Origin of the sequence: Paenarthrobacter sp. NPDC090520 (assembly GCF_044769205.1) — a bacterium.
GTDB lineage: Bacteria > Actinomycetota > Actinomycetes > Actinomycetales > Micrococcaceae > Arthrobacter.
Map to the genome: position 1 here is coordinate 44,673 of NZ_JBIVXM010000007.1, position 22,146 is coordinate 66,818.

General features: G+C 64.1%; 26 protein-coding genes. 17 read left to right on the plus strand and 9 right to left on the minus strand.

Annotated elements, in window-relative coordinates; genetic code table 11:
• The first annotated feature begins 98 nt into the window (after nt 1-98).
• Nucleotides 99-1,451 (plus strand): uracil-xanthine permease family protein, encoded by a 1,353-nt coding sequence (locus ACIQTZ_RS10555; RefSeq protein WP_402980210.1) that lies wholly within the window; start codon nt 99-101, stop codon nt 1,449-1,451.
• Between the two features lie 88 nt (nt 1,452-1,539).
• Here the strand turns inward: ACIQTZ_RS10555 and ACIQTZ_RS10560 are convergent, their stop codons facing one another.
• Entirely contained in the window at nt 1,540-2,487 is a 948-nt protein-coding gene (locus ACIQTZ_RS10560; RefSeq protein ID WP_402980213.1) for an NADP-dependent oxidoreductase, read from the minus strand.
• A 121-nt stretch (nt 2,488-2,608) separates the two neighbouring features.
• Here ACIQTZ_RS10560 and ACIQTZ_RS10565 point away from each other — a divergent pair, with 121 nt between their 5' ends.
• From ACIQTZ_RS10565 to ACIQTZ_RS10625, 13 genes are all read left to right on the plus strand, one after another.
• The gene (locus ACIQTZ_RS10565; RefSeq protein WP_402980216.1) at nt 2,609-3,280 is read left to right on the plus strand and encodes a thioesterase II family protein; all 672 of its coding nucleotides are present in this window, start codon (nt 2,609-2,611) and stop codon (nt 3,278-3,280) included.
• A gap of 35 nt (nt 3,281-3,315) precedes the next feature.
• Nucleotides 3,316-4,185, plus strand: a complete 870-nt coding sequence (locus tag ACIQTZ_RS10570; protein WP_402980219.1) for a helix-turn-helix transcriptional regulator — start codon at nt 3,316-3,318, stop codon at nt 4,183-4,185.
• Nucleotides 4,186-4,237: 52 nt separating this feature from the next.
• The gene (locus ACIQTZ_RS10575; protein WP_402980222.1) at nt 4,238-5,080 is read left to right on the plus strand and encodes an MBL fold metallo-hydrolase; all 843 of its coding nucleotides are present in this window, start codon (nt 4,238-4,240) and stop codon (nt 5,078-5,080) included.
• Between the two features lie 101 nt (nt 5,081-5,181).
• Nucleotides 5,182-6,642 (plus strand): MFS transporter, encoded by a 1,461-nt coding sequence (locus tag ACIQTZ_RS10580; protein WP_402980225.1) that lies wholly within the window; start codon nt 5,182-5,184, stop codon nt 6,640-6,642.
• Between the two features lie 25 nt (nt 6,643-6,667).
• On the plus strand, nt 6,668-7,660 hold the full coding sequence (locus ACIQTZ_RS10585; protein WP_402980228.1) for an AvrD family protein: 993 nt from the start codon (nt 6,668-6,670) through the stop codon (nt 7,658-7,660).
• A gap of 30 nt (nt 7,661-7,690) precedes the next feature.
• Nucleotides 7,691-8,395 carry an AAA family ATPase gene (locus ACIQTZ_RS10590; RefSeq protein ID WP_402980230.1) on the plus strand — a complete coding sequence of 235 codons (705 nt, stop codon included), beginning with the start codon at nt 7,691-7,693 and terminating at the stop codon, nt 8,393-8,395.
• Nucleotides 8,379-9,446, plus strand: coding sequence for a beta-ketoacyl-ACP synthase 3 (locus ACIQTZ_RS10595; RefSeq protein WP_402980232.1), 1,068 nt, complete (start codon nt 8,379-8,381; stop codon nt 9,444-9,446). The genes ACIQTZ_RS10590 and ACIQTZ_RS10595 overlap by 17 nt, the downstream gene beginning before the upstream one ends.
• On the plus strand, nt 9,422-9,685 hold the full coding sequence (locus tag ACIQTZ_RS10600) for an acyl carrier protein (protein ID WP_402980234.1): 264 nt from the start codon (nt 9,422-9,424) through the stop codon (nt 9,683-9,685). The genes ACIQTZ_RS10595 and ACIQTZ_RS10600 overlap by 25 nt, the downstream gene beginning before the upstream one ends.
• Entirely contained in the window at nt 9,682-10,344 is a 663-nt protein-coding gene (locus ACIQTZ_RS10605; protein ID WP_402980551.1) for an HAD family hydrolase, read from the plus strand. Before ACIQTZ_RS10600 ends, ACIQTZ_RS10605 begins: the two co-directional genes overlap by 4 nt.
• A 7-nt stretch (nt 10,345-10,351) precedes the next feature.
• Nucleotides 10,352-10,954 (plus strand): AAA family ATPase, encoded by a 603-nt coding sequence (locus tag ACIQTZ_RS10610; RefSeq protein WP_402980237.1) that lies wholly within the window; start codon nt 10,352-10,354, stop codon nt 10,952-10,954.
• A gap of 153 nt (nt 10,955-11,107) precedes the next feature.
• Complete coding sequence (locus tag ACIQTZ_RS10615; protein WP_400334785.1) at nt 11,108-11,674, plus strand: type 1 glutamine amidotransferase domain-containing protein; 567 nt, start codon at nt 11,108-11,110, stop codon at nt 11,672-11,674.
• Nucleotides 11,675-11,877: 203 nt separating this feature from the next.
• Nucleotides 11,878-12,186 (plus strand): hypothetical protein, encoded by a 309-nt coding sequence (locus ACIQTZ_RS10620; protein WP_402980240.1) that lies wholly within the window; start codon nt 11,878-11,880, stop codon nt 12,184-12,186.
• 118 nt (nt 12,187-12,304) lie between these two features.
• The gene (locus ACIQTZ_RS10625; RefSeq protein WP_402980243.1) at nt 12,305-12,856 is read left to right on the plus strand and encodes a dihydrofolate reductase family protein; all 552 of its coding nucleotides are present in this window, start codon (nt 12,305-12,307) and stop codon (nt 12,854-12,856) included.
• Nucleotides 12,857-12,872: 16 nt separating this feature from the next.
• Here the strand turns inward: ACIQTZ_RS10625 and ACIQTZ_RS10630 are convergent, their stop codons facing one another.
• Nucleotides 12,873-13,316, minus strand: coding sequence for a YdeI/OmpD-associated family protein (locus ACIQTZ_RS10630; protein WP_400334790.1), 444 nt, complete (start codon nt 13,314-13,316; stop codon nt 12,873-12,875).
• An 83-nt stretch (nt 13,317-13,399) separates the two neighbouring features.
• Between ACIQTZ_RS10630 and ACIQTZ_RS10635 the strand changes: the two genes are divergently transcribed.
• Entirely contained in the window at nt 13,400-13,630 is a 231-nt protein-coding gene (locus ACIQTZ_RS10635) for a DUF2630 family protein (RefSeq protein WP_400334792.1), read from the plus strand.
• A 3-nt stretch (nt 13,631-13,633) separates the two neighbouring features.
• Here the strand turns inward: ACIQTZ_RS10635 and ACIQTZ_RS10640 are convergent, their stop codons facing one another.
• From ACIQTZ_RS10640 to ACIQTZ_RS10660, 5 genes are all read right to left on the minus strand, one after another.
• Nucleotides 13,634-14,773: a glycerate kinase gene (locus tag ACIQTZ_RS10640; RefSeq protein ID WP_402980246.1), complete on the minus strand. Its 1,140-nt coding sequence runs from the start codon at nt 14,771-14,773 to the stop codon at nt 13,634-13,636.
• Between the two features lie 332 nt (nt 14,774-15,105).
• Entirely contained in the window at nt 15,106-16,068 is a 963-nt protein-coding gene (locus ACIQTZ_RS10645; protein WP_402980248.1) for a D-2-hydroxyacid dehydrogenase family protein, read from the minus strand.
• A 54-nt stretch (nt 16,069-16,122) separates the two neighbouring features.
• Nucleotides 16,123-16,785: a DsbA family protein gene (locus ACIQTZ_RS10650; RefSeq protein ID WP_402980250.1), complete on the minus strand. Its 663-nt coding sequence runs from the start codon at nt 16,783-16,785 to the stop codon at nt 16,123-16,125.
• Entirely contained in the window at nt 16,782-17,522 is a 741-nt protein-coding gene (locus ACIQTZ_RS10655) for a cation diffusion facilitator family transporter (RefSeq protein WP_402980253.1), read from the minus strand. Before ACIQTZ_RS10655 ends, ACIQTZ_RS10650 begins: the two co-directional genes overlap by 4 nt.
• Nucleotides 17,519-17,845 carry an ArsR/SmtB family transcription factor gene (locus ACIQTZ_RS10660; protein WP_402980256.1) on the minus strand — a complete coding sequence of 109 codons (327 nt, stop codon included), beginning with the start codon at nt 17,843-17,845 and terminating at the stop codon, nt 17,519-17,521. The genes ACIQTZ_RS10655 and ACIQTZ_RS10660 overlap by 4 nt, the downstream gene beginning before the upstream one ends.
• A 121-nt stretch (nt 17,846-17,966) precedes the next feature.
• Between ACIQTZ_RS10660 and ACIQTZ_RS10665 the strand changes: the two genes are divergently transcribed.
• A complete protein-coding gene (locus tag ACIQTZ_RS10665) occupies nt 17,967-19,790 on the plus strand; it encodes a glycoside hydrolase family 2 protein (RefSeq protein ID WP_402980259.1) in 1,824 nt (607 codons plus the stop codon).
• 306 nt (nt 19,791-20,096) lie between these two features.
• Here ACIQTZ_RS10665 and ACIQTZ_RS10670 read toward each other — a convergent pair whose 3' ends face one another.
• Both ACIQTZ_RS10670 and ACIQTZ_RS10675 read right to left on the minus strand, forming a co-directional pair.
• Nucleotides 20,097-20,876, minus strand: a complete 780-nt coding sequence (locus tag ACIQTZ_RS10670) for a glycerophosphodiester phosphodiesterase (protein WP_402980262.1) — start codon at nt 20,874-20,876, stop codon at nt 20,097-20,099.
• Nucleotides 20,877-20,916: 40 nt separating this feature from the next.
• On the minus strand, nt 20,917-21,165 hold the full coding sequence (locus tag ACIQTZ_RS10675) for a hypothetical protein (RefSeq protein WP_402980265.1): 249 nt from the start codon (nt 21,163-21,165) through the stop codon (nt 20,917-20,919).
• Nucleotides 21,166-21,301: 136 nt separating this feature from the next.
• Here ACIQTZ_RS10675 and ACIQTZ_RS10680 point away from each other — a divergent pair, with 136 nt between their 5' ends.
• Nucleotides 21,302-22,144 (plus strand): SDR family oxidoreductase, encoded by an 843-nt coding sequence (locus tag ACIQTZ_RS10680; RefSeq protein ID WP_402980268.1) that lies wholly within the window; start codon nt 21,302-21,304, stop codon nt 22,142-22,144.
• The last annotated feature ends 2 nt before the right edge of the window (nt 22,145-22,146 follow it).

Genomic DNA, 22,146 nt, shown 5'->3' on the forward strand with positions numbered 1-22,146 from the left:
ATTTACGCGCCATTGTGCGTGCGAGGCGCGTACAGCGGGCCCCGCAACGGCGGTAATGTTGCACCGAACCCCAACATTTCTTCTGAGGAAGGCACGCCATGAGCATGCTCGGCATCAAATGGAAGCTCCACGGCAATGGCAAGACCATCCGGCCCGGCCACGTGGTGGCACCGGATGAGCGTCTGGCTTGGCCCCTGACCATTGGCATCGGCATGCAGCACGTGGTTGCGATGTTCGGAGCCACCTTCCTCGTCCCGATCATCACTGGCATGCCGCCAGCCACCACGCTGTTCTTCTCCGGCATCGGCACGCTCCTGTTCCTCGTGATCACGCGGGGCCGCGTGCCCAGCTACCTGGGTTCGAGCTTCGCGTTCATCGCCCCGATCCTGGCCTCCCAAGACCAGTACGGCGTGGGGGGAGCTTTGGGCGGCGTGGTGCTTGCCGGCGTCGTACTGGCGCTCATTGGCGCCGTGGTGCAGAAATTCGGCGCCGAATGGATCAACCGGCTGATGCCGCCTATCGTCACGGGCGCCATCGTCGCGCTCATCGGCTTGAACCTCGCTCCGGCGGCGAAGAACAACTTCGACGCCGCTCCCGTCACCGCACTCGTCACGCTGGTGACGATCATCCTGGTTTCCGTGCTGTTCCGTGGCATCCTGGGGCGCCTGAGCATCCTGGTGGGTGTTGTGGTGGGCTACATCGTGGCGATGATGCGAGGCGAGGTTTCCTACGAAAAGATGGACGCCGCCGCCTGGGTGGGGCTCCCGACCTTCCACACACCCGAATTCCACATCGGAGTGGTGGGCCTGTTCGTGCCGGTGGTGCTGGTGCTCGTGGCGGAGAACGTGGGGCACGTGAAATCGGTGGCCGCAATGACCGGGCAAAACCTCGACGGCGTCTCCGGACGCGCGCTGATGGCCGACGGCGCCGCTACTGTACTTGCCGGCTTCGGCGGCGGTTCCGGTACCACCACCTACGCCGAAAACATCGGCGTCATGGCCGCCACCAAGGTCTATTCGACGGCGGCCTACTGGGTTGCCGGCGTGTTCGCCATCCTGCTGAGCTTCTCGCCGAAATTCGGCGAATTGATCGCGACCGTCCCCGCCGGTGTACTGGGCGGCGCAGCAACCATGCTGTACGGCATGATCGGCGTGCTCGGCGTGAAGATCTGGGTTCAGAACAAGGTCAATTTCTCCAACCCGATCAACCTGACCACCGCCGCTGTTGCCTTGATCATCGGCATCGCCGACTACACGTGGACCATCGGCGAGCTGAAGTTCACCGGCATCGCCCTGGGTTCCGCCGCCGCCCTGGTGATCTACCACGGCATGAAGGGCCTGGCCCGCTGGCGCGGGACCGTCGCTGAGCCGGAGACCGAGACCGCAGGCCTGCCGCCCGCGGTGAAGTCGGCAATGAACGCGGCGGCGAAGCGGAGCGGGAAGAAGAAGTAGGGGCCGACGGCGGGTAGCAACCCGGGTGCCAAGGCGCCGGTCCCCGCGCCTCGCAGGGACCGGCGTCGTACCTTCCGTATCTGAGCCGCTACGAACTGAAGTCGATGACGAACCGGCCCCGGACGCGACCGGATTCCAGTTGTTCGTGCGCTATCCACGCGTCCTCTGGCGCGAAGACGTCGGCCACGCGGAGAGTGAGGATGCCCTCCTCGGTCTGCTGCACCAGTTCCTGAAGGAGGGCGGTTTCCTTAAGGACCGACCCCACATACACCCTGTGGACCTGGATGCCGCGCTCTCCGGCGCCATCCCAGGCCCGGACCACAGCCAGGTGTCCGTGATCGCGGATGGCCCCGAACGTTGCGCCGTTAAGGACTGCGGCATCCAGGACGCCGTCCACCCCGTCAGGGACAATCGAAAGCACGTCCCCCACGAAGTCTCCGCGCCGTGGAATCAGGTGATCCGCACCGAACGAACGCAAAGAATCGCCATCATCAGTGGAAGCGTCGGCTATGACCGTAATCCCTGCCGCCTTTGCCAACTGGATCGCATACACGCCCAACGCCCCGGATGCTCCCGTGATGGCGAGCGTCTGTCCGGCTACAAGTCCCATGTGATCCAAAGCGATCCTCGCGGTGGCTGCGTTCATAAGCAGCGTGGAGGCCGCCACGAAATCTGCCCCGGCCGGTGCGGCAACCACCGACTCCGCCGGAAGGACGATCTTGTCCGCATAGGCCCCCGCCGGGAAGGGAAGTACGATTCCCACCACAGGATCGCCCACTTTCAGGCGTCCATCCAGCCCCGGGCCAAGGGCATCCACCACACCGGCAAGGTCCATGCCGGGGATGAAAGGTGGCCGGAGGTCCAGCGCGGAGACGGTGGCGGCGTGTTCCCCGTTCCGCAGGATCAGGTCGGTGGGGCTGACGGCAGCTGCGTGTATCCGGACACGCACTTCCCCCTGCCCGGGCGTGGGCTCCTCCACGTCCAGGAGTTCGAGGTTTTTCGGGCCGCCATAGGTCTTTACTCCAAGTGCTCTCATGACTGGTCCAACCCGGTCACATTTGTAGTAATTCCAGGAAAATGACTCATATCCGGGCAGTATTTGTAACAGGATAAAAAGCCACTGGACTGCGGCAATGCCGCGCCACATACTCGCTTCCATGGCCGGAACAACTCTTTATTGCTTTCACCATGCCGGCGGGACGGAGTGGCAGTTCCGCTCATGGCAGTCCCGGCTGCAGGCTTCCGTGCGGGTCATCGGGGTCCCTGTCGAATGCCGCACTGGTGAAGGCCAGACCATTGAAGACATGGCAGCACGAGCCCTTGAATTCCTTAAGAGCGCCCACCTTCCAACTGCCGCCTTTTATGGGCACAGCATGGGCGGCCACGTCGCCTACGAGGTGTGCCGCCTCCTGCTGGAGCGCGGACTGGACCTTCCCTCCGCGGTCATTCTGGGTGGTTCGCCGGCTCCCGGCTCGATCCCTGACAGCGGCGAGGCGCTGCGGATCCTGCAGGAAACCGAACCGGTGCCCGCGTTCCTGCCCGGATACATCGCCGAACGAACCGCAGCCGGAGTGAGGCGCGCCTGCGCCTATTCCCCGCCCCGTGACAAAATTCCCCTGCAACTTGACCTTATTCGTGGAACAAAAGACACGCTGGTAAATATTCGTCGCATGCAGCAATGGGAGGAGTACTGCGGCCCCACACCTCGCTACCATCAAGTTGTTGGGGGACACCTTTTTCACCGAACTGCGCTTGACGATTTCATGACCGTCCTGGAGCACCTGGTTCCCCTCAACGCACACAGTGCAGGAACAGCGGCAGCCTCCTGACAGCCGGACAGACACCAAGAAAGCGCAGGCATTTCATGGCAACCACAACACTGGCGGACAACCCGGGAACGCCACAGTTCGCCGTCCAGCGCGGCGCTGACGAGTCCGAGGCCCGGCGGCAGAACCTGGCCCGCTTCCTCCGCGCCCGCCGCCAGCAATTACTGCCACAGGACGTTGGCCTTCCCAACAGCAGCCGCCGTCGGACGCCCGGCCTGCGCAGGGAGGAAGTAGCCGTCCTGGCCAACGTGGGCGTCACTTGGTACACGTGGTTGGAGCAGGGCCGGGACATCGGAGTTTCCTCGGATGTTGTAGATGCGATCGGTCAGGCCCTCCGGCTCGAAGGCGGCGAACTTGAGCACCTTTACGAGTTGGCGGGTAAGCAGCAACCTGTCCGCAGGTCCGCGGCGGCCGAGGTCCGCGCCATCATGGGACGGGTCCTGGCGGGTTTCACGCATTCACCCGCATACGTCGTTGACCGCTATTGGAACGTCGTGGCAACCAACCCGATCTCTGAATACGTCTTCGGCATCCACGTCGGTTCCAACTGCCTGGAAGCCTTCTTCACCAAAGCCGACGTCGCAGCCCATTACCCGCATCGCGAACTGGCAGGGCGCATGATGGCGGCCCAATTCCACCGGCAGGCTGCCATGTACCCGGGAGATGCAACGTTCTCCATGCTGGCCGACAAGATCGCCTCCGTTTCCGCCGAGTTCAAGGACTACTGGGAAAGCCACGTAGTGGGGGTGGAACCGCATGTGGACATCGTCTTCGACCACAGCCAGATGGGCCGGCTGACGTTTGAATCAGTGGTCCTGAACCCCGTCGGCGGTGACGATCTTCGCGTATTCGTCTACTTGCCCAAACCCGGCTCCGGCACCGCCGAAGCCCTCGCCCGCGCCAGCTGAACCGCCCGCGCCAGCTGAACCGCTGCCGGGCGCCTTACGAGAAGGAGAACCCTTGGAAGCCCGAACCAGCCCCGACCTGGACCGTTGGAGCGCAGTTGCGCAGCACCGCACCGTCACCGTTGGAGACCTCACGGTCAGCTACCTGCCCGACGGATTCGTCCAACTGCACCCGGAAACCTGGTTCTCCCTGCCGGGTGACCGCGGCGACTACTTCGGCATGCCCGAGCTCATCTCCGGCAGCGGCTACCTGACGGGTTCCATCGGCTCCCTGCTGGTCAGCGGACCGGGAGTTGCGGTCATGATCGACGCCGGGTTCGGCCCCAGGCACCTCCCGGCAGCCAGGTCGCATCCTTCCCTCGGCGACATGAACGGCGGCGGACTCGCGGAGGCAGGTTTGCTTCCGGACCGCCTGGACGCTGCGGTTTTCACTCACTTGCATGACGACCACACCGGCTGGTTAAACCACGACGGCGGTCCCGGCCGCCTGCTGCGGGACACGGCCTTGCACGCCTCGACGGCCGAACTTGGACAGAACGGGCTGGGCCACGATCCCAGGTGGCGGGCCATCAGCGATGGAACCGTGATTGTCCCCGGGATCACTGCCTTGGCCTCCCCGGGCCATACTGCGGGCCACACCTCCTACCTCGTTGAGTCCAACGGCGAGCGCCTGCTCTGTTTTGGGGACGTCATGCACAGCCCCCTGCAGGTCTCGCAGCCGCAGCTCAGTTCGTGCTTCGAGGCCGATCCGATCACCTCTTTGGAGTCCAGGAGGCGCACCCTGGAGCTGCTCTCAGGTACGGACGTGATCGGCGCCGGCATGCACTTCGGCGATGTGGTCTTCGGGACCGTGAGCCCAGGTGGCCATGGTGGCCTGCGGTGGGTTCCCCTTCCCTAGGAAACGCCAGCCGGACAAGCAGGTGCCACCAAGGCTGGTAGGGAAAACACCACCATAAGCAAGCTCTGGTTGGTCATCGACGGAGGCAAGAGGCTTGAAGCATGTCAACAAAAACTTCCTTGCCAACGCCAAGCCTCACGGGCCGCCAAAGGCTCGTCCTGACGCTGCTTCTCGGAGCACAGTTCATGTTCGCCCTCGATTTCTCGATTGTCACGGTAGCCCTGCCGGCCATGGGCCGGGAACTGGGCATCGCCGACGGAGACCTGCAGTGGGTCATCACGCTCTTTGCCCTCTCAGCAGCCGGCCTGGTGCTGCTCATGGGACGCATCGGCGACTACTACGGCCGCAAGAGGATGTTCCTCATCGGCATGGTGATCCTGACCATCGCATCAGCTGCGGGCGGCATCGCCACCGATCCGGCCATCCTCTTCGGGGCACGCGTGGGCCAGGGACTGGCTACGGCAATCACCATGCCCGCAGCGCTCTCCCTGCTCACCACGTCCTTTGAGGAGGGTCCGTTGCGGAACAAGGCACTCGGGCTCAACGGAGCGCTGCTTTCCCTCGGCTTCGCGGTCGGAGCCGTCCTGGGCGGCGTGCTGACCGATGTCTTCGGCTGGCGCTTCACATTCTTCATCAACGTTCCGGTGGGCATCATCATCCTCGCGCTTGCCCCCTTCGTCATCAAAGACCTATCGGAGCGCATCCAGCAGAAGCTCGATGTTCCTGGCGCCATTACGCTGACCCTTGGTCTCCTGGCCCTGGTCCTCGGCGTCACCTCGGTGGAGCGCGAGGGGTGGGCCTCCCCCACTACCCTGGGCCTCCTCGGACTTGCGGTGGTGGCGTTCGTTGTCTTCTGGAACATCGAAGCCCGTTCCTCCCACCCGCTGGCGGCCGTCACCATCCTGAAGCGTCCATCCGTGTTCCTGGGCAACCTCGGCGGGCTGGTGACCTTCTCCATGGAAAGCGGCAAGGTGTTCCTGCTGACCATCTACCTTCAGCGTGTACTGGAATCGTCCGCCTTCGCCACCGGACTTGCCTTCGGTGTCCTTGGGGCAGGTGCGTTCACCGGCGGCCTGGCAGCTGCAACCATCATCAACAAGATCGGCGCCAAGGCCACCCTGGTCCTTGGTCTCGGCCTGCAGGGCCTCTCCACGCTCAGCTTCCTGTTCCTGGGCCTGAACGCCGGGCTTGGCTTCACCCAGATCCTGGTGGCCACGGCTATTGGCGGCTTCGGACACGTCCTGGTCATTGTGGCGTACACGGTCGCGGTCACTTCCGGGCTTCCGGATTCCGAGCAGGGCCTCGCATCGGGACTCGCGGGTCAAACCCAGCAGGTGGCGTTCACCATCGGCACGCCCATCGTCAGCGCCATCGCTTTGGCCTTCACCACCACCAACTTCGCAGACCCATCGACAGCCCAGGCCATCCTGGGCGGCGTCCACTTCGGGCTCATCATCAATGCCGTCATCATTCTTGGGGCCGCAGCGGTCATCCTCGCTTTCCTGCCCTCCAAGAAGGCCGTCTCTCCAGAACCTGAGCTCGTCCCCGCAGAATCCGCCTGACTGGCCCGACAGAAAGCGCAGTCCCATGAACGTGACCTACCCCGACCCGCTCGTCCTCAACAACGTTGACGACTATCTCGGCCCTAAATCCACCCGCTTCTTCGGCAGCGGCTACCGCCAGACAACGCCCGCCCTGCGCGGACTGTCCATTCGTCACACGGTGGACGGGTACACCTTCATGGAAGCCCGGGGCTCGGTGCGGGTTGGGGACCACTGGTCCGTCAAAGGAACAACGGCACAGGAACCGCACCTGGGAACCACCGATGCCATTGTCCTGGCCTTGGAAGCAGCAGAGGCACTGCTTGCAAGCCGTTACTCACCGTCCATCCTTCCGGCCGTCTACGTCCGGAAGCTCACCCTCGTTGCGGGAACCACGCCGATCGAAGACATCCTGGATGATTTTCCCGTCACGGCCACCAGCAACGGACAGTCGGATGACGGGATCATCCTGATCAACGTGGAAATGGCCTCCATGAAGGCCGTCCTGGAGCTGCACCACCCACTGTGCGTGGCGTCCAAAGCCAACCTCCGCACGGAAAACCCGGATGCCTTGGTGGGCGACGCGGCACGGCGGGTTTACGGCGACATCTACAAGTCCAGGGACACGGACATCCTGGATGTCACCTTGGACGTCGCCGTGCCCAGCGGAAGTGCCACCGCACTGGTAACCGAAGCTCCCAACGTCCGGTCTGAACCGATTGGGCTGGAGGGCGCCTACCAGCCCGGGCTGTCCCTCATGGAAGCCTTCGTGACGACCCTTCAGCTTGGACAGGTCCTCCTCTACGAACTCGACGGCGTGACCCGCGCCCAAAGCAACACCTTGTGGATGCGGCGGACGGTGATCACCGCCTCTGCTCCGCCGTCGAGCATCCTGGACGGGCTCCCCCTCAACGTTCAGCTCCGCCGGCCCCGGGTCCTCCCCCTGAACGGCAGTAATTGGCGCTGCGCCGACATCGAGGGGCGCATCGGCAGCCACCTCGTCATCACGTGCGACGTCGCCCACGAAATCCCCCGCTAGACCCACCACAACACCCTGAAAGAGAGCATCATGAAACTCGCAATCTCCGGCACCTATTCCTCCGGCAAGACCTTCACCACCCTGGCCCTGTCCCACCTCACGGGCATTCCCCGCAGCGCGGCAAAGACCATGCGCGAACTGCTCCCCATCTCCGTGCCGGGAAAGACCTTGGAGGAGTGCACGGCCGCGGAAATCCTTATGTTGATCACCCGGCGGAACACGGAGCGCGCCGTGAACGAGTCCCACTTGGGTGACACGTTCATTTCCGATGGTTCTTCCCTGCACGAGTGGATCTACGGAACGGTCCGCGTCCTTGTGGGCATCAACCCCAACGACTCCATTGACCTTGAGTCCGTGGAAAAGACCGGCGAACTGGTCTTCTTCGAGGAGGTCATCAGCGCCCTGGGTGTTCCGGCCAAGCAGCACGCACTGGCCAACTATGACGCGTTCGTCCACCTGCCCATCGAGTTCCCGCTGGTGGCCGACGGCCACCGCCCGGTCAACGAGAAGTTCCGGTCCCTCGCCGACCAGATGATCCAGGACGAAATCACCAAGCTGGGCATCCCTAATGTGACCATCGGCGGCAGCATTCCCGAGCGTCTCGAAGGAATCACGGCGCACTACAACCTGCCCCGCGTTATCAGCATCGAAGAGGCCATCGCCCGCGCCCAGGCGGACTACGATGCCCTGGATGTCCGCAGTGAAAAGGACCGCGAACTTGCCGGCGCGCACTAAACGACCCGCCGCCGTCGTTCTTGAAGGTCTGGGCGGCTACGTGCCGGCAGGCAAGGTGACCAACCTGGACCTTGAGGGGCGGCTGGAGACCTCGGATGCCTGGATCCGTTCGCGGACAGGCATCCATTCCCGGCGCTTCGCGGCGCCTGGCGAGGCTACGAGCGACATGGCGGCCGAGGCGGCAAGCCGCGCCCTTGCGTCGGCCGGTTACCCGGAGATCGACCTGGTGATTCTGGCAACTACGACGCCGGACCACCCTTGCCCGGCCACGGCACCGGCGGTTGCGTCCCGGCTCGGCCTCGGTCCAGTCGCCGCTTTCGACCTCGCCGCCGTGTGCTCGGGGTTCGTCTACGCCTTGGCGCAAGCCAATGCGGCCGTGTTGTCCGGGCAGCACCGGCGGGTATTGGTGATCGGCGCGGATACGTTCAGCGCAATCGTCAATCCCCTGGACCGCAACACGGCCATCATTTTCGGGGACGGAGCCGGAGCCGTTGTTGTGGGCGCCGGCGAAGAAGGCCAGCCCGGACAGCTTTCTGCGTTCGACCTGCATTCGGACGGCAGCTGCACTGACCTCATCCGGGTCGCTGCAGGAGGATCCCGGATGCCTGTCAACGCCGAGACAAGCGACGCCGACCGATACTTCTCGATGCAGGGCAAGGAGGTCTTTGTCCAGGCAGTCACCGCCATGGCCGAGTCCTCCCGGTCTGTGCTGCAGGAGAGCGGTTGGCACCATGGAGACGTTGACTGGCTGATCGCGCACCAGGCCAATCAACGGATCCTCAACCAAGTAGCCGGTCTGCTGGGCATCGACCCGCGAAAGGCAGTCATTCACCTGGACCGCGTGGGCAATACCTCCGCCGCCTCGATCCCCTTGGCCCTGGCCGATCACGCACCCCGTTTCGAGACGGGCGACAAGCTGCTGCTCACCGCATTTGGTGGGGGCACAACCTGGGGCGCAGGGACACTCACCTGGCCGCCCATCGCCGTCGCTGATCCGCAGCAGGCCGTCAACGAAAGGACAAAACCATGGCCCACTCCACAGCCCTCGTAACCGCCGAGGATATCTACCAGCTGATCCGTTCAGCAGCCCCCGAAGCGATCGGGGAGGCCGCTGTTGACACCCCCTTTGACCAGTTGGACGTGGACTCGCTGACGCTGGTTGAAATCGCCGTCCTCACCAGCCAAAACTACGGTCCCCTGGTCCATGACTGGGAGATCGCCGAAGCCGGGACTTTTGCTGCCCTGGCGGATTTGGTGAACCAAAGGCGCGTCCTGGAGGGGGCGTCCTGAGCAGGTCCGCGGCTGGCGCATACTTTGACGTCGATGGAACCCTGACCCCTCTGACAACCATGTTTGAATTGCTGCTCTTCGACGCACAGTCATCCGGTCGTCTTTCCGAAGGGCAGGGTTTCCTGAAGGGGCTCCGGCAGGCCAAGGACGCCGGAGCCCCACGGGAGTCGACCAACCGGGCGTACTTCCGCTGGTGGGCCGGCCGTTCCGTGGACGAGGTCCGGGAATTGGGGCACACGTGGTTCTCCAGCCTCCAAGAGGAAGACCTTGTGTTCCCGGGAATGCAGCGACGGCTGGAATGGCACAGGCGACAGCAGCACCGGATCGTCCTGGTGAGCGGCTCGTTTGAACCTGCGTTGGCGCCCCTGGCCGGCTATCTGCGCGTGGACGACGTCCTCACCACATCCGCAATCGTGGACGGCGGCCAGTACACCGGCGACATCACTGCACCCATGATCGGGGAAGGCAAGGCGGTTGCGGTGGCGGAACACGCGGCCCGCCATCGGCTGGACCTGGCAGCATCCCACGGATATGGCGACGACATCTCCGACGTGCCGTTCCTGGACCTGCTCGGTACGCGGGTTCTGGTCAGCGCCGCCGAACTGCAACTCCCCAACCCTGCGCCTGGATGGTCCACGCGCGTTCTGGCAGAAACATGAGGAACCTATGAAAATCGCCATTGTGGGCGCCCACGGCGTGGGAAAGACCACTCTGACCAAAGCCCTCGAGACGCACACCAACCTGGTGGCGCCGGTCCCCACGCCCATGCACAATCCAAGTCCTGGCACGTTGAAGTCCCTGCAGGACTGCTCCAACGAGGAAGTGCTGCGCCTGAGCCAGCGCCGTTACACCGAGAGGATCGTCCAGGAGCAGTCCACCCATGACGTCATCTCGGACGGTTCGGTGCTGCACGAATGGGTTTACGCCTCTACGCGTTTGGCGCTGGGCATCTACCCGGACGATACGTCCCGGCCGCAGCCTTCCTCCGTGACGCAAACGCACCTGGGCTTGGTAGAGGATTTCACCGAAGAGGCGTTGGCGTACTTAGAACAGGTCTATGACCATGTGTTCTTCATCCCGGTTGAGTTTCCGTTACCCCGGGACAACGCGCCGATCAGCGACAGGTTCCAGTTGGAGGCAGGCCAGCAGTTGTTCGGTTTGTTGACCCTGGGCGCCAAACCGGTCCATGTGCTCACGGGTTCGGTGGAGGAGCGCTTGGCGGCCACACTCGGTGTCCTGGGCCTGCGGGAGGCGGCCGTGGCCACGTAACTCCTGATCACGCCGCTGGTCTTGGGCGCCAGGAAAGAAAATTAGTCAGCTTGCTTACTAACTCCGCTATCCCTAGGCTGGATCGCGTCAGACAAACAACTCTCGCAGCAGCGGCACGCGCCCAAAAAGCCGGCCGCACAAGGAGGAGGAACAGTGTCAGAGCACAGTATCGCAGGCAAGAAAGTCGCCTTCCTGTTGACCGATGGCGTGGAGCAGGTAGAGCTGACCAGCCCATGGCAAGCCGTGGAGGAAGCCGGCGGCGAGCCCACCCTTATTGCGCCCGAAAAAGGCAAGATCCAGGGCTTCAACGGCGTGGACAAGGGTGACACCTTCGACGCAACGCTGGCCGTCGCCGACGCCAACGCCTCGGACTTCGACGCACTGGTTCTGCCGGGCGGCGTCGTGAATGCAGACCACCTGCGCGTCGACAAGGACGCCCAGAACTTCACCCGGGCCTTCTTCGAGCAGCACAAGCCCGTGGCGTCGATCTGCCACGGGCCGTGGATCCTGATCGAAGCCGGCGTGATCAAGGGCCGCAACGTCACGTCCTACCACACGCTCCAAACGGACCTTCGGAATGCCGGCGCCAGCTGGAGCGACCAGGAAGTGGTGGTGGATCAAGGCCTCGTCACCAGCCGCAACCCGGACGATCTCCCGGCCTTCAACAGCAAGGTCGTCGAGGAAATCTCCGAGGGCCAGCATGCTGGCCAGACCGCGTAGCGGTCACCGCACCACAGCATCGCAAGGCGGGTGCCGCCGTCGTACTTTCCCGTAAAGCACGACGGCGGCACCCGCCTTGCGCACCCGACCCACCAAACAAGCAACCCAGCAAAATTACACCGTCGTAATGTTGCGTAGATCACATTAGATGCCTAGGCTGGGGGACGCTGCAGCGTGGCAGCACACCAAGGAAAGGCAACACATTGGCCAGCGAGAAGCTCTCCGTAGTTGTTCGAGTGGATGTAGACGGCGAACAAATCCAGATCGCAGCAACCGGTCACGTGACGACGTCGAGCATCCAAGGGCTCTACCCGGTGGTTCAGCGCACCAAGAGCCTGGGTGGCGGACTGGATGTGGAGATGGACCTGTCCGAGGCAATCGTTGACGCGGACGCCTTGGATGAACTGCAGGTCTACTCAGAGCTCTACGAAGTGCCCCTCCGCCTGCCGGAACTCGACAACGTCACAGCGCTGCCGAGTCGCCACCTTGCCACAGCGGGCCGCGCGGCTTAGTTACTGCGCCATCAGCGGGGGTTCCGCCCCGGAAAACGCCTGGTCAAACGTCCGAGGTCTTCCTTCATCCCTCCCCGCCGCCTAACGTGACTCCTGACAATCGATTTGGAGGCTACACATGCGCAAAGTCACTGCCGGACTCTTTCACTCCGTGGATGGCGTGGTTCAGGATCCGTTCAAGTTCCAGTTCGACAGCTTCGACGAGGACCTGGGCAAGGGCCTGACCAAGATGATCAACACCGTGGACACTGTGGTGCTTGGCCGAGTGAGCTACCAGGAGTGGGCGCAGTATTGGCCTAACGCCTCCCGGGACGAGGATTTCGCGGCGTTCATCAACCCCGTCGAAAAGTTCGTGGCCTCACGATCCCTCGATGGACCCCTCGAATGGGAGAACTCCCATCTGATCGAGGGCGATGTGGAGGAGTTCGTGTCCGACCTCAAGTCGCGTGACGGCGGCGAGATCGCAGTCTGCGGCAGTATCTCCCTGGTCCGTCAACTGTTCTTCGCCGGCGTCCTTGACGAGCTGACGCTCATGACGCATCCAGTGATTGCCGGCAGCGGGCGCCGCATTTTCGAAGAGGGCGACCCCGTACACCGGCTGGTGCTTGAGGACCAATACGCCACCAGCAAGGGCAATGTAGTGACCACGTACAGCCTGCGGAAAGACTGAAAGGCCCCGGGACGGACTACTTCTTCCCGGCTTTCAGGTCCGCCACGACCTTCGCTATGCGGCGTGCCCGCGTCTCGGGGGTCTTGGCGTCCCCGATCGGCTCAACATAACGCCGCTGCGCGCTGTAATTGAGGGTTCCATAGAAGGCCTTGGCGTCAGGCTCGGCATCCAGGGCGGCAGCGAGGTCCTCCGGAACTTCGACGACGCGGGGCTGGGTGTCGACTTCGAGGCCCACCTCGAGCGTGTCCCCGGACGAGACACCGGTCAGCTCGCGGTTGGCCGAACTGACGCCCACCATGTACTTTCCGCCCATCACCGCGATGCTGCTGCGATAGCTTTGGCCATTCATCGTCACCACCACCGGCGGCCGTTTGCCTGCTCCCAGCGCCTCGACGATTTCCTCGGGTACGACGATGCCGGCCTTGTTGCCATCGCCAACGATGGTGGTGGTGAACTCCATGTGCCCAGTATGCCGGTAGACGTGCAACTTAAGCAGGACTACGTTCGAACATAACCGTCCCACCAAGCGTAGGAGTCAGAACCATGGACAATCAGGACATCCTGGAACGCATCCAGTCATTGGTGGAAGAGGAACACCAGCTCCGCGATGCCTCCACTCCGGAGGATGGCAAAGCCCGGCTGGCGCAGGTGGAAGCCCAGCTTGATCAATGCTGGGACCTGCTCCGCCAACGCCGCGCCAAGCGCGACGCCGGCGAAAACCCCGATGACGCCGAAGCCCGTCCCGTCAGCGAAGTCGAGGGCTACCGGCAATAGGCGTTACGCGCCCTCGAGGACCTGGTTGGTGGCCCACGCCACGTACTTGCCGGCGTTGGCAACCGCGTCGGCAATGTCCGGGACACCGTCCTTGCGCTGCGCCACGTCCAGCAGCTGGGCAGCCGCCACGATCCCGTGCTTCGCCAGGTCTTCCGGCGTTACGGTGATCCGGCCGGCAACAGCCACCACCGGAATCCCGTGGACGCTCGCGGCATCAGCGAGAGCGATGGGCGCCTTGCCCGTAAGCGACTGCTCGTCCATGGAACCCTCGCCCGTGATCACCAGGTCAGCTTCGCCCAAGTGTTTGGCAAGCCCGGTCAGGCCGGCGACCAAGGCGAAGCCACCTTCCAGCGCGGAATCGGTGAAGGCAAGGAACGACGCCGGGAACCCGCCTGCCGCTCCGGCTCCCGGCACGTTGACGTCACGGCCGGTGGCTTCCCGAAGGAGCGACGCCCAGTTGCGTAGACCGGCGTCGAGCTTTTCCACCGCATCCTCATCGGCGCCCTTCTGCGGGCCGAAGACATGCGCGGCACCTTCCGTGCCGTACAACGGGTTCTGGACGTCGACGGCGATGCGGAACTTCACGCCCGAAAGGCGCGGATCCAGCTCGGAGACATCCAGGGAAACGACGTCGATCAGGGAGCCTCCGCCCAACGGCGCGACGTTTCCCGCGGCATCGAGGGGTTTGAGCCCCAACGCACGCAGGGCACCGCTGCCGCCGTCGGACATGGCAGAACCGCCAAGGCCCAAGACGATTTCGGTAGCACCAGCGTCGAGCGCCGCGGCGATCAGCTGGCCGCAACCGTAACTGTGCGCGCGAAGGGAGTTCTCCGGGGTGGGTTCCATGTGGGCCAGGCCGGATGCCTGGGCGGTTTCGATGACGGCGGTGGTCCCGCCGGACTCCTTCTTGAGCGCCCAGGACGCTCCAACCGGCTTGAGGATGGGACCAACAACGGCGTTGTTCCTTTCCTCGTAGCCTGCGGCGATGGCGGCGTCGAGGGTGCCCTCGCCGCCGTCGGCCACGGGGAACTGGGTGGTTACGGCATCGGGGTAGACGCGGAGGGCGCCTTCGGCCATGGCTGACGCGGCTTCGGCGGCGGTCAGGGATCCCTTGAACTTGTCAGGGGCAATGAGGATACGCATGAGATATATCATGCCAGCTAGCGTGGGAAAGCGCTTGCCGAGCGCGTAATGTTCCGTCCTGCGGCGATGGGTTCATGGGGGCTGGGGGCGTCGCTACCGTTTCCGCCAAGCGCACCCGTAACACCGGGAGCACACAGCGCGAACGGGTGCGCCGCCTGAGCAGAAGGGGAGCACACAGCGCGAACGGGTGCGCCGCCTGGCCACAAGGGGAGCGCACAGGGCGAACGGGTGCGCCGCCTGGCCACAAGGGGAGCGCACAGGGCGAACGGGTGCGCCGCCTGAGCAGAAGGGGGGCGCACGGCGCGAACAGGAGCGCGCAGTGATCCCCCGATTCAGCCGTTCAGCACCCGCACCGGCGAGCCCGCCAGCCACTCCGTCACATCCTCGTATGCTCCGCCGTAAAACTGCCGGTAGCTCTCATGCGTCACATAACCGATGTGCGGGGAAAGCACTGTCCGCCGCGAACGCAGCAAAGCGTGTCCGGCCGGCAGCGGTTCCTCGTCGTAGACATCCAATGCCGCGCCGCGGATCCAGCCCTCGTCCAAGGCACGTATGAGCGCAGCCTCGTCCACCAAGGGGCCCCGGGCGGTGTTCACGAGGAGTCCTTCCGGGCCAAGGAGCCGCAATTCGTTCGCTCCCACAATGCCCTCGGTCCGCTCCGACAAACGCACGTGGAGAGTGACGACGTCGGACTCCCGGAAGAGCTCCTCCTTGGTGACCTTGCGCGCGCCGGCCGCCGATGCGGCCTCGGCCGTGAGGTTCTGGCTCCAGGCGAGCACCTCCATGCCGAAGGCCTGGGCATACCGCGCCATGCGCGAACCGATCTTTCCCAAGCCGACGATCCCGAGGGTCTTGCCTTCCAGTTCAAATCCGACGGCGGATTGCCAGTCGCCTGCGCGCAACGAGTTCTCCTCTACCACCAGGTTCCGGGCGAAGGCCAGCAGCAATGCCCAGGTCATCTCGGGCGCAGCCGCCGGCGATCCGCCGGTGCCGCACACAACAACGCCCCGCTCGGAGGCGGCTTCCATGTCGATGGCAGCATTCGCCATGCCGGTGGTGACCAGGAGCTTCAGATTGACCAGTGAATCAAGGACGCGCCGCGGGAAACGCGTCCGCTCACGCATGGCCACGATGATATCGAAGGGTGCCAAGGCGGCCACAGCCTGCTCCTCCGAAACGAAAGGTGCACTGAAAACCGTGACTTTCACGCCGTCGTCGAGCAGTGACTCCCACGGCGCGTAGTCGCCGGAGACCTGCTGGTAGTCGTCAAGGATGGCCAAACGGTACTGGGTCACGTGAATCTCCTTGGCTCAGAGGCTGGACGCGTAGGTCCAGCCTCTCACGGCGGGCTAGTCCTGGATGGCCTCGTCCAGCAACTGCCGGAACTGCTCCTCCGTGTCCAGGGTGAGTTTCTTGCCGTTGAGGAAGAACGTGGGCGTGCCTGTAACGCCAAGCGCCCGGCCGTCGGCGACATCGCGACTGATCCTGTCCTTCACCGAGGGGTCGGCGAGGGCGGCATCGTAGCGCGGCATGTCCAGGCCGAATTGCTGTGCGTAAGTCCTGAACAGCCCTGCCTGGGAGTCCGTTTTCTCACCCCACTGCGGCTGTGTTTCGAACAGCTTGGCGGCCATTTCCTGGTACTTCCCCTGTTGCGCAGCCGCTTCGACAGCGACGGCAGCCGTCCCGGAGTTACGGTGGCCAGGGAGCGGGTAATAGCGGTGGACGAACGAGATCCGGTCCCCGTACTCCTTCTTCAACTCAGCCAGCAAGGGTTCAGCGGCACGGCAGGATTCGCACTCGAAATCCAGGAACTCCACCAGCTGGGCCTTCTCGGCGGGCGGACTGGTGACGCGGTGGCTGTCGGCCCGGACGAGCTGCGCGTCCGCTGCCGCGAGCGGCTCCGGCTTGCTGGAGGTGATGACGGCATAGGAGATGGCTCCGACCCCAATCACCGCTGCCAGGAGGATCCAGATGGCAAGGCGGACGCGCCGGCCCGTTACGGCCACGCTCATCGGTCAGCCGGCTTGCTGCCGAGGGTCAGGGACACGTTGCTTGGTCGATCCTTGGAGCAGTCGTCACAGCAAGCGTCCGGTGCGCTCTGAGCCACAACGTCTCCCTGGCGGCCGGCCGGCACCGCACAGCACACGTCGCCCTTCCATGCATTGAAGCCTTCACGAACGGCGATGCCTGCGATCACCAGCGCCGCCATGGCGTCCGCCCACCACCACCCAAGGGTGCTGTTCAGCAGCAAGCCCACCAGCAGGACAGCGGACAGGTACGTGCAGAGGAGCGTCTGTTTCGAATCGGCCACGGCGGTCCGGGAACCTAATTCCCTGCCGGCGCGGCGCTGCGCCCAGGACAGCACGGGCATGATCGCGAGGCTCAACGCTGCGATCACGAGTCCTGGCGTCGAGTGCTGGGCCTCCCCCGCCCCCAACAGCGATCTGGCCGCATCCACTGTGACGAAGGCAGCCAGGGCGAAGAAGGAAATGGCGATGATCCGCAGGGTCAGGTGCTCGCGCCGCTCAGGATCCTTGGCGGAAAACTGCCAGGACAACGCGAGCGCCGAGGTCACCTCAATGACGGAATCCAATCCAAAGCTCAGGAGCGCGGAGGAGTCGGCCACTCCACCGGCCCACAGTGCTGCGACGGCCTCAATGACGTTGTAAGTGATGGTGGCGGCGGCGAAGAGCCTGATCCGTCGGGTCAGGACAATGCGGCGGTCCACGGTAAGAGCAGCAAGTGTCACGCGAAGCACTCTCCGTTCGGCGCGCAGCAGGACGGGTCCACCGCCAGGACCACTCCCAGCAGGTCCCGGATGGCGTGGCCGAGCCGCGCGTCCGCGAGTTCGTAACGGCTCCTGCGCCCGTCGGGCACGGCAACCACCAGTCCGCAGCCACGCAGGCAGGTCAGGTGGTTGGACATGCTCTGCCGCGAAACGCCCAAAGTGTCTGCCAGATCGGAAGGGTAGGACGGCGTCTCGGACAAGGCCAGGAGGATCCGGGCACGGGTGGGGTCTGAGACGGCGTACCCGAAACGGGCCAACACGGGAGCTTGCATGAGCGTTTCCATTACCTCAAAGTACAGCCAATCATGTATTCAGCCAAGCTGTATTGAAAGAACCCTTGGAATCGGAAGGCCGAAGATTCTAACGTTGTAAATGATGATTCTTTCCGCTTCAGAAGGAGATATCTTGACCGAGACCGCCCTCCCCAAGCCCGAACACCCCCGCCCCCAACTGGTCCGCGACACCTGGCTCAACCTCAACGGCACGTGGGGTTTCGAGATCGACGCCGGAGACTCAGGTCTGGAGCGAGGCCTCCTGACGCGTGAACTCGCCGGGGAAATTCTGGTCCCGTTTGCGCCGGAATCTGCGCTCTCCGGAGTGGAGAATGTCGATTTCATGGAGGCCGTCTGGTACCGGAAGAGCGTGAGCATTCCGCGGGATTGGGAAGGCCTCAAAGTCCTGCTGCACTTCGGAGCCGTGGACCACGACGCAACGGTATGGGTCAACGGCGTGGAAGTTGCCCGGCACAGGGGCGGATTCACTCCCTTCACCGCCGACCTCAGCGAAGTCACCGAACCCGGCGCTGCCGCCGACATCGTGGTGCGGGCACGCGATTCCCGCCACGACATGCAGGCCAGGGGCAAGCAAGCCACCTGGTACAACAACACGCATTGCCAGTACACGCGCACCACGGGCATCTGGCAGACGGTGTGGCTGGAAGCAGTTCCGGATGTCCACATCAAGCGCCTTCGCATGACCCCAGGCCTGGCCGATTCCAGCCTGACACTTGAGGTGCCCGTCTCCCGGAACCGCACAGGCCACACCGTCGAAGCCGTCCTCACCAACCCCCAATCCAAGGTGCGGATGGAGGCATCGGCGAGGGCCGACGTCGACCTTTCCCCCGCGCTTCGGTTCGAGATCCCTGAAGCGCAGCTCCGTCCGTGGTCCCACGAGGACCCGTTCCTGTATGACCTCCAGGTCACACTCAAGAACGACGTGGGACAAACAGTGGATGAAGTCAGCAGCTATGCGGCAGTCCGTTCCATAGCCTTGGACGGCAGGGTGGTCCGCATCAATGGGAAGGCCGTGTTCCAGCGCCTGGTTCTCGATCAAGGCTATTGGCCCGGGTCCCTCATGACCGCGCCGGATGATGCCGCGCTCGTCAAGGACATCGAACTGGCCAAATCTGCAGGTTTCAACGGCGCCCGGCTCCACCAGAAGGTCTTCGAAGAGCGGTTCCTGTACCACGCGGACCGCTTGGGCTACTTGGTCTGGGGCGAGTTCGGCGATTGGGGTGTCTCCGGCGGTGGCACCCTTGGCCACAACCAACAGCCCACAGCAAGCTTTGTGGCGCAGTGGCTGGAAGTCCTCCAGCGCGACTACAACCACCCGAGCATCATCGGCTGGTGTCCGCTCAATGAAACCCACCAGCATCTGCATGACAGGATCACGGTGCTGGACGACGTCACCCAGGCCATGTTCCTGGCCACCAAGCTCGCCGATCCAACGCGGCCCGTCATCGACGCCTCCGGATACTCCCACCGGGTCCGGGAGACGGACATCTACGACTCGCATTCGTATGAGCAGGACCCGGACACCTTCCGCGTGGAGCAGGCGGGCCTGGCCGGTGGCAAGCCCTTCGTAAACCGCGCGCATGACGGAGTGGAGTACTCCGTTCCCTACAACGGGCAGCCCTTCTTTGTCTCCGAGTTCGGCGGCATTTGGTGGAACGAGGCTGAGGCCCGGCAAGCGGCGGCCGCGGGCAACGACGTCGAAACGTCCTGGGGCTATGGTCAGCGCGTCGCCAGCGAGGAGGAGTTCTACGAGCGGTTCGAAGGCCTCTGCGGCGTTCTGCTGGATAACCCGGAGATGTTCGGCTACTGCTACACGCAGCTCACTGATGTATTCCAGGAAAAGAACGGGATCTTCACCTTCGATCGCTCCGCCAAACTGGACCTCTCCCGGATCAGGGCGGTACAGCAGCGCCGGGCGGCCATCGAGAGGGAGTAGCTGCGAGTGCGTCCGGTAGAAGGGGCGATTCCGTGAGAGAGCGTCCGGGGGAAAGGGCGATTCCGTGAAAGAGCGTCCGGCGGAAAGGGCGATTACGTGAGAGAGCGTCCGGCAGAAAGGGCGATTCCGTGAGAGAGCGTCCGGCGGAAAGGGCGATTACGTGAGAGAGCGTCCGGCAGAAAGGGCGATTCCGTGAGAGAGCGTCCGGCGGAAAGGGCGATTCCGTGAGAGAGCGTCCGATCCTCTCTCACGGAATCGCCCCTTCAGGCAAACGCTCTCTCACCGGCGCGGTTTAGCGCTCCCGCGCTAAACCCACTGGCGTCGATTGATGAGGACTTCTTTGAGCAGGTCCAGCCGGTCGGAAACCAGTCCGTCCACGCCAAGGTCCAGCAAACGGTTCATCTCACCGGGTTCGTTGATGGTCCACACATGGACCTGCCGGCCCACGCGATGAGCCCGGCGGACGAAGCCCCGGGTGACTACCGGGAACCGGCCGTAGCGGGCAGGCACCTGGAAAGCGTCGACGCCGGCAAGCAGCCTGCGTGCCAACGGCGCGGGAAGGACAGGGCCAATGAAGACGAACAGCGCCGTGAGGGTGCTCCCCGCCGAAGAGGCTGTCCTCTCGCTGAGCTTCTTCAACACCGCCCTGCGACGACGGTCGGAGAAGCTCGTCACCAGCACGCGCCCGTGGATACCGTGGCGCTCGATGGCCTCCGCCAAGGGAACCACTGAATTCCAGTCCTTCACGTCCAGGTTCAACCTGGCCTGCGGGAAGGCCACAACGAGCTCATCGAACGTGGGTACCGGCTCACGCCCTCCAATACGGGCTGCGGAGACCTCGCCCGCCGTCAGCTCAGCGATACGCCCTGTGGAATCGGTCACCCGGTCCAGGGACTCATCGTGGAAGACCAACAGGACGCCGTCCTTTGTCGTGTGGACGTCCGTTTCAAGGTGGACGGTTCCCAGCTCAACGGCTGCGCGGAACGCTGCCATCGAATTTTCCAGGCCGTCCAGGGAGAAGCCCCGGTGGGCAAAGGCCAAGGGCCCAGCCGAGCCGTCTTTGCGCAGGAAGTAGGGCAGCGTCACACCCGTAGCGTAACTGACTGCTCCAGTCGGGAGAGCGTGCTCAGGACTCCTGCGGGACGATCGCCACGCCGTCGCTGACGTGCACCAGCGTCCGGCCGCGACCGCCGTCGAGCTCCACCCAAACTGCAGTGGCATCTCCCGTGACGTCGTCCACCACGCCGTGTTCCGCGAAGCCGGGGGTCAGCGTGACGCTGACTCGATCGCCGCGGCGGAGTGAACGCCATTGGTGGTCCGGCTCGATGCGACGAACCGGCGCGGAAGTGAAGTCGTTGATTCGGCGCTTGGCCATGGTTGCCCCCTGGATTCCAACTGCTGGGACGCGATGCGAACGGGTCCTTGGCTGGAAGCCTATGGGCACAAGTTGAACGGCGGTTGTATGGAGTCTGGGAAGTCGGTGACGGCTGCGCGGCTGGCAAACTAAGGGAATGACTGTGTTGATTGCCGGCTGCGGCGACTTGGGAACCGAAGCCGGCCTGCGATTCGCTGCGGCGGGCCACCAGGTGTACGGGATACGGCGGTCTCCGGAGAAGCTGCCGCCGGAAATTCGCGGGGTGAAGGCTGACGTGGCCAACGACGTTCCGGAGGTGCCCGACGCCGACATCGTGGTCGTCGCCCTGGCCGCTGACGCTTCCACCGAGGAGGCCTACCGCGCCGCGTACGTGGACGGCCTGCGGAACGTGCTGGACGCCGTCGGGCGCCAACAGGTGGCGCCCAAGCGGATCATCTTCGTGTCCTCCACCGCTGTGTACAAGGATGCCGGCGGCGCGGTTGTGGACGAATCCACGCCGGCGGAGCCGGACAGGTTCAGCGGAAGGATCCTGCTGGAGGCTGAGGAATTGTTGTTCTCACGTCACCCGCACGCCACCGTGGTGCGGCTCGGCGGGATCTATGGCCCTGGACGCACGCGGTTGATCGACCAGGTCCGCTCGGGCAAGGCGGTGATTCCCGGTCAGCCGAAACACACCAACCGCATCCACCGCGACGACGCTGCAGCCATGATCGTCCACCTCGCCACCATGTCCCCGGACCCCGGACCCGTGTATCTCGGCGTGGATGACGAGTCGGCAGAGCTGGGCGACGTTTTGCGCTTCCTCGCAGCTGAACTCCGGCTTCCGGAACCGCCCGTGGGGCCGGCGTCCGACGGCGGTGCGGGCGACAAACGCTGTTCCAACCAGCGCCTCAGGTCCACCGGTTTCCAGTTCACGTATCCCAGCTACACAGAGGGGTACCGCGCCATCCTGGCCGGAGAAGGCGTGCGGCACCCATGAGT

Coding starts and splice junctions, on each gene's coding strand:
- ACIQTZ_RS10555 (WP_402980210.1), top strand. CDS start 99: ATGAGCATGCTCGGCATCAAATGGAAGCTCCACGGCAATGGCAAGACC.
- ACIQTZ_RS10650 (WP_402980250.1), bottom strand. CDS start 16,785: ATGAGCGTGGCCGTAACGGGCCGGCGCGTCCGCCTTGCCATCTGGATC.
- ACIQTZ_RS10560 (WP_402980213.1), bottom strand. CDS start 2,487: ATGAGAGCACTTGGAGTAAAGACCTATGGCGGCCCGAAAAACCTCGAA.
- ACIQTZ_RS10580 (WP_402980225.1), top strand. CDS start 5,182: ATGTCAACAAAAACTTCCTTGCCAACGCCAAGCCTCACGGGCCGCCAA.
- ACIQTZ_RS10590 (WP_402980230.1), top strand. CDS start 7,691: ATGAAACTCGCAATCTCCGGCACCTATTCCTCCGGCAAGACCTTCACC.
- ACIQTZ_RS10635 (WP_400334792.1), top strand. CDS start 13,400: ATGGACAATCAGGACATCCTGGAACGCATCCAGTCATTGGTGGAAGAG.
- ACIQTZ_RS10570 (WP_402980219.1), top strand. CDS start 3,316: ATGGCAACCACAACACTGGCGGACAACCCGGGAACGCCACAGTTCGCC.
- ACIQTZ_RS10565 (WP_402980216.1), top strand. CDS start 2,609: ATGGCCGGAACAACTCTTTATTGCTTTCACCATGCCGGCGGGACGGAG.
- ACIQTZ_RS10610 (WP_402980237.1), top strand. CDS start 10,352: ATGAAAATCGCCATTGTGGGCGCCCACGGCGTGGGAAAGACCACTCTG.
- ACIQTZ_RS10680 (WP_402980268.1), top strand. CDS start 21,302: ATGACTGTGTTGATTGCCGGCTGCGGCGACTTGGGAACCGAAGCCGGC.
- ACIQTZ_RS10600 (WP_402980234.1), top strand. CDS start 9,422: ATGGCCCACTCCACAGCCCTCGTAACCGCCGAGGATATCTACCAGCTG.
- ACIQTZ_RS10585 (WP_402980228.1), top strand. CDS start 6,668: ATGAACGTGACCTACCCCGACCCGCTCGTCCTCAACAACGTTGACGAC.
- ACIQTZ_RS10675 (WP_402980265.1), bottom strand. CDS start 21,165: ATGGCCAAGCGCCGAATCAACGACTTCACTTCCGCGCCGGTTCGTCGC.
- ACIQTZ_RS10640 (WP_402980246.1), bottom strand. CDS start 14,773: ATGCGTATCCTCATTGCCCCTGACAAGTTCAAGGGATCCCTGACCGCC.
- ACIQTZ_RS10630 (WP_400334790.1), bottom strand. CDS start 13,316: ATGGAGTTCACCACCACCATCGTTGGCGATGGCAACAAGGCCGGCATC.
- ACIQTZ_RS10660 (WP_402980256.1), bottom strand. CDS start 17,845: ATGGAAACGCTCATGCAAGCTCCCGTGTTGGCCCGTTTCGGGTACGCC.
- ACIQTZ_RS10625 (WP_402980243.1), top strand. CDS start 12,305: ATGCGCAAAGTCACTGCCGGACTCTTTCACTCCGTGGATGGCGTGGTT.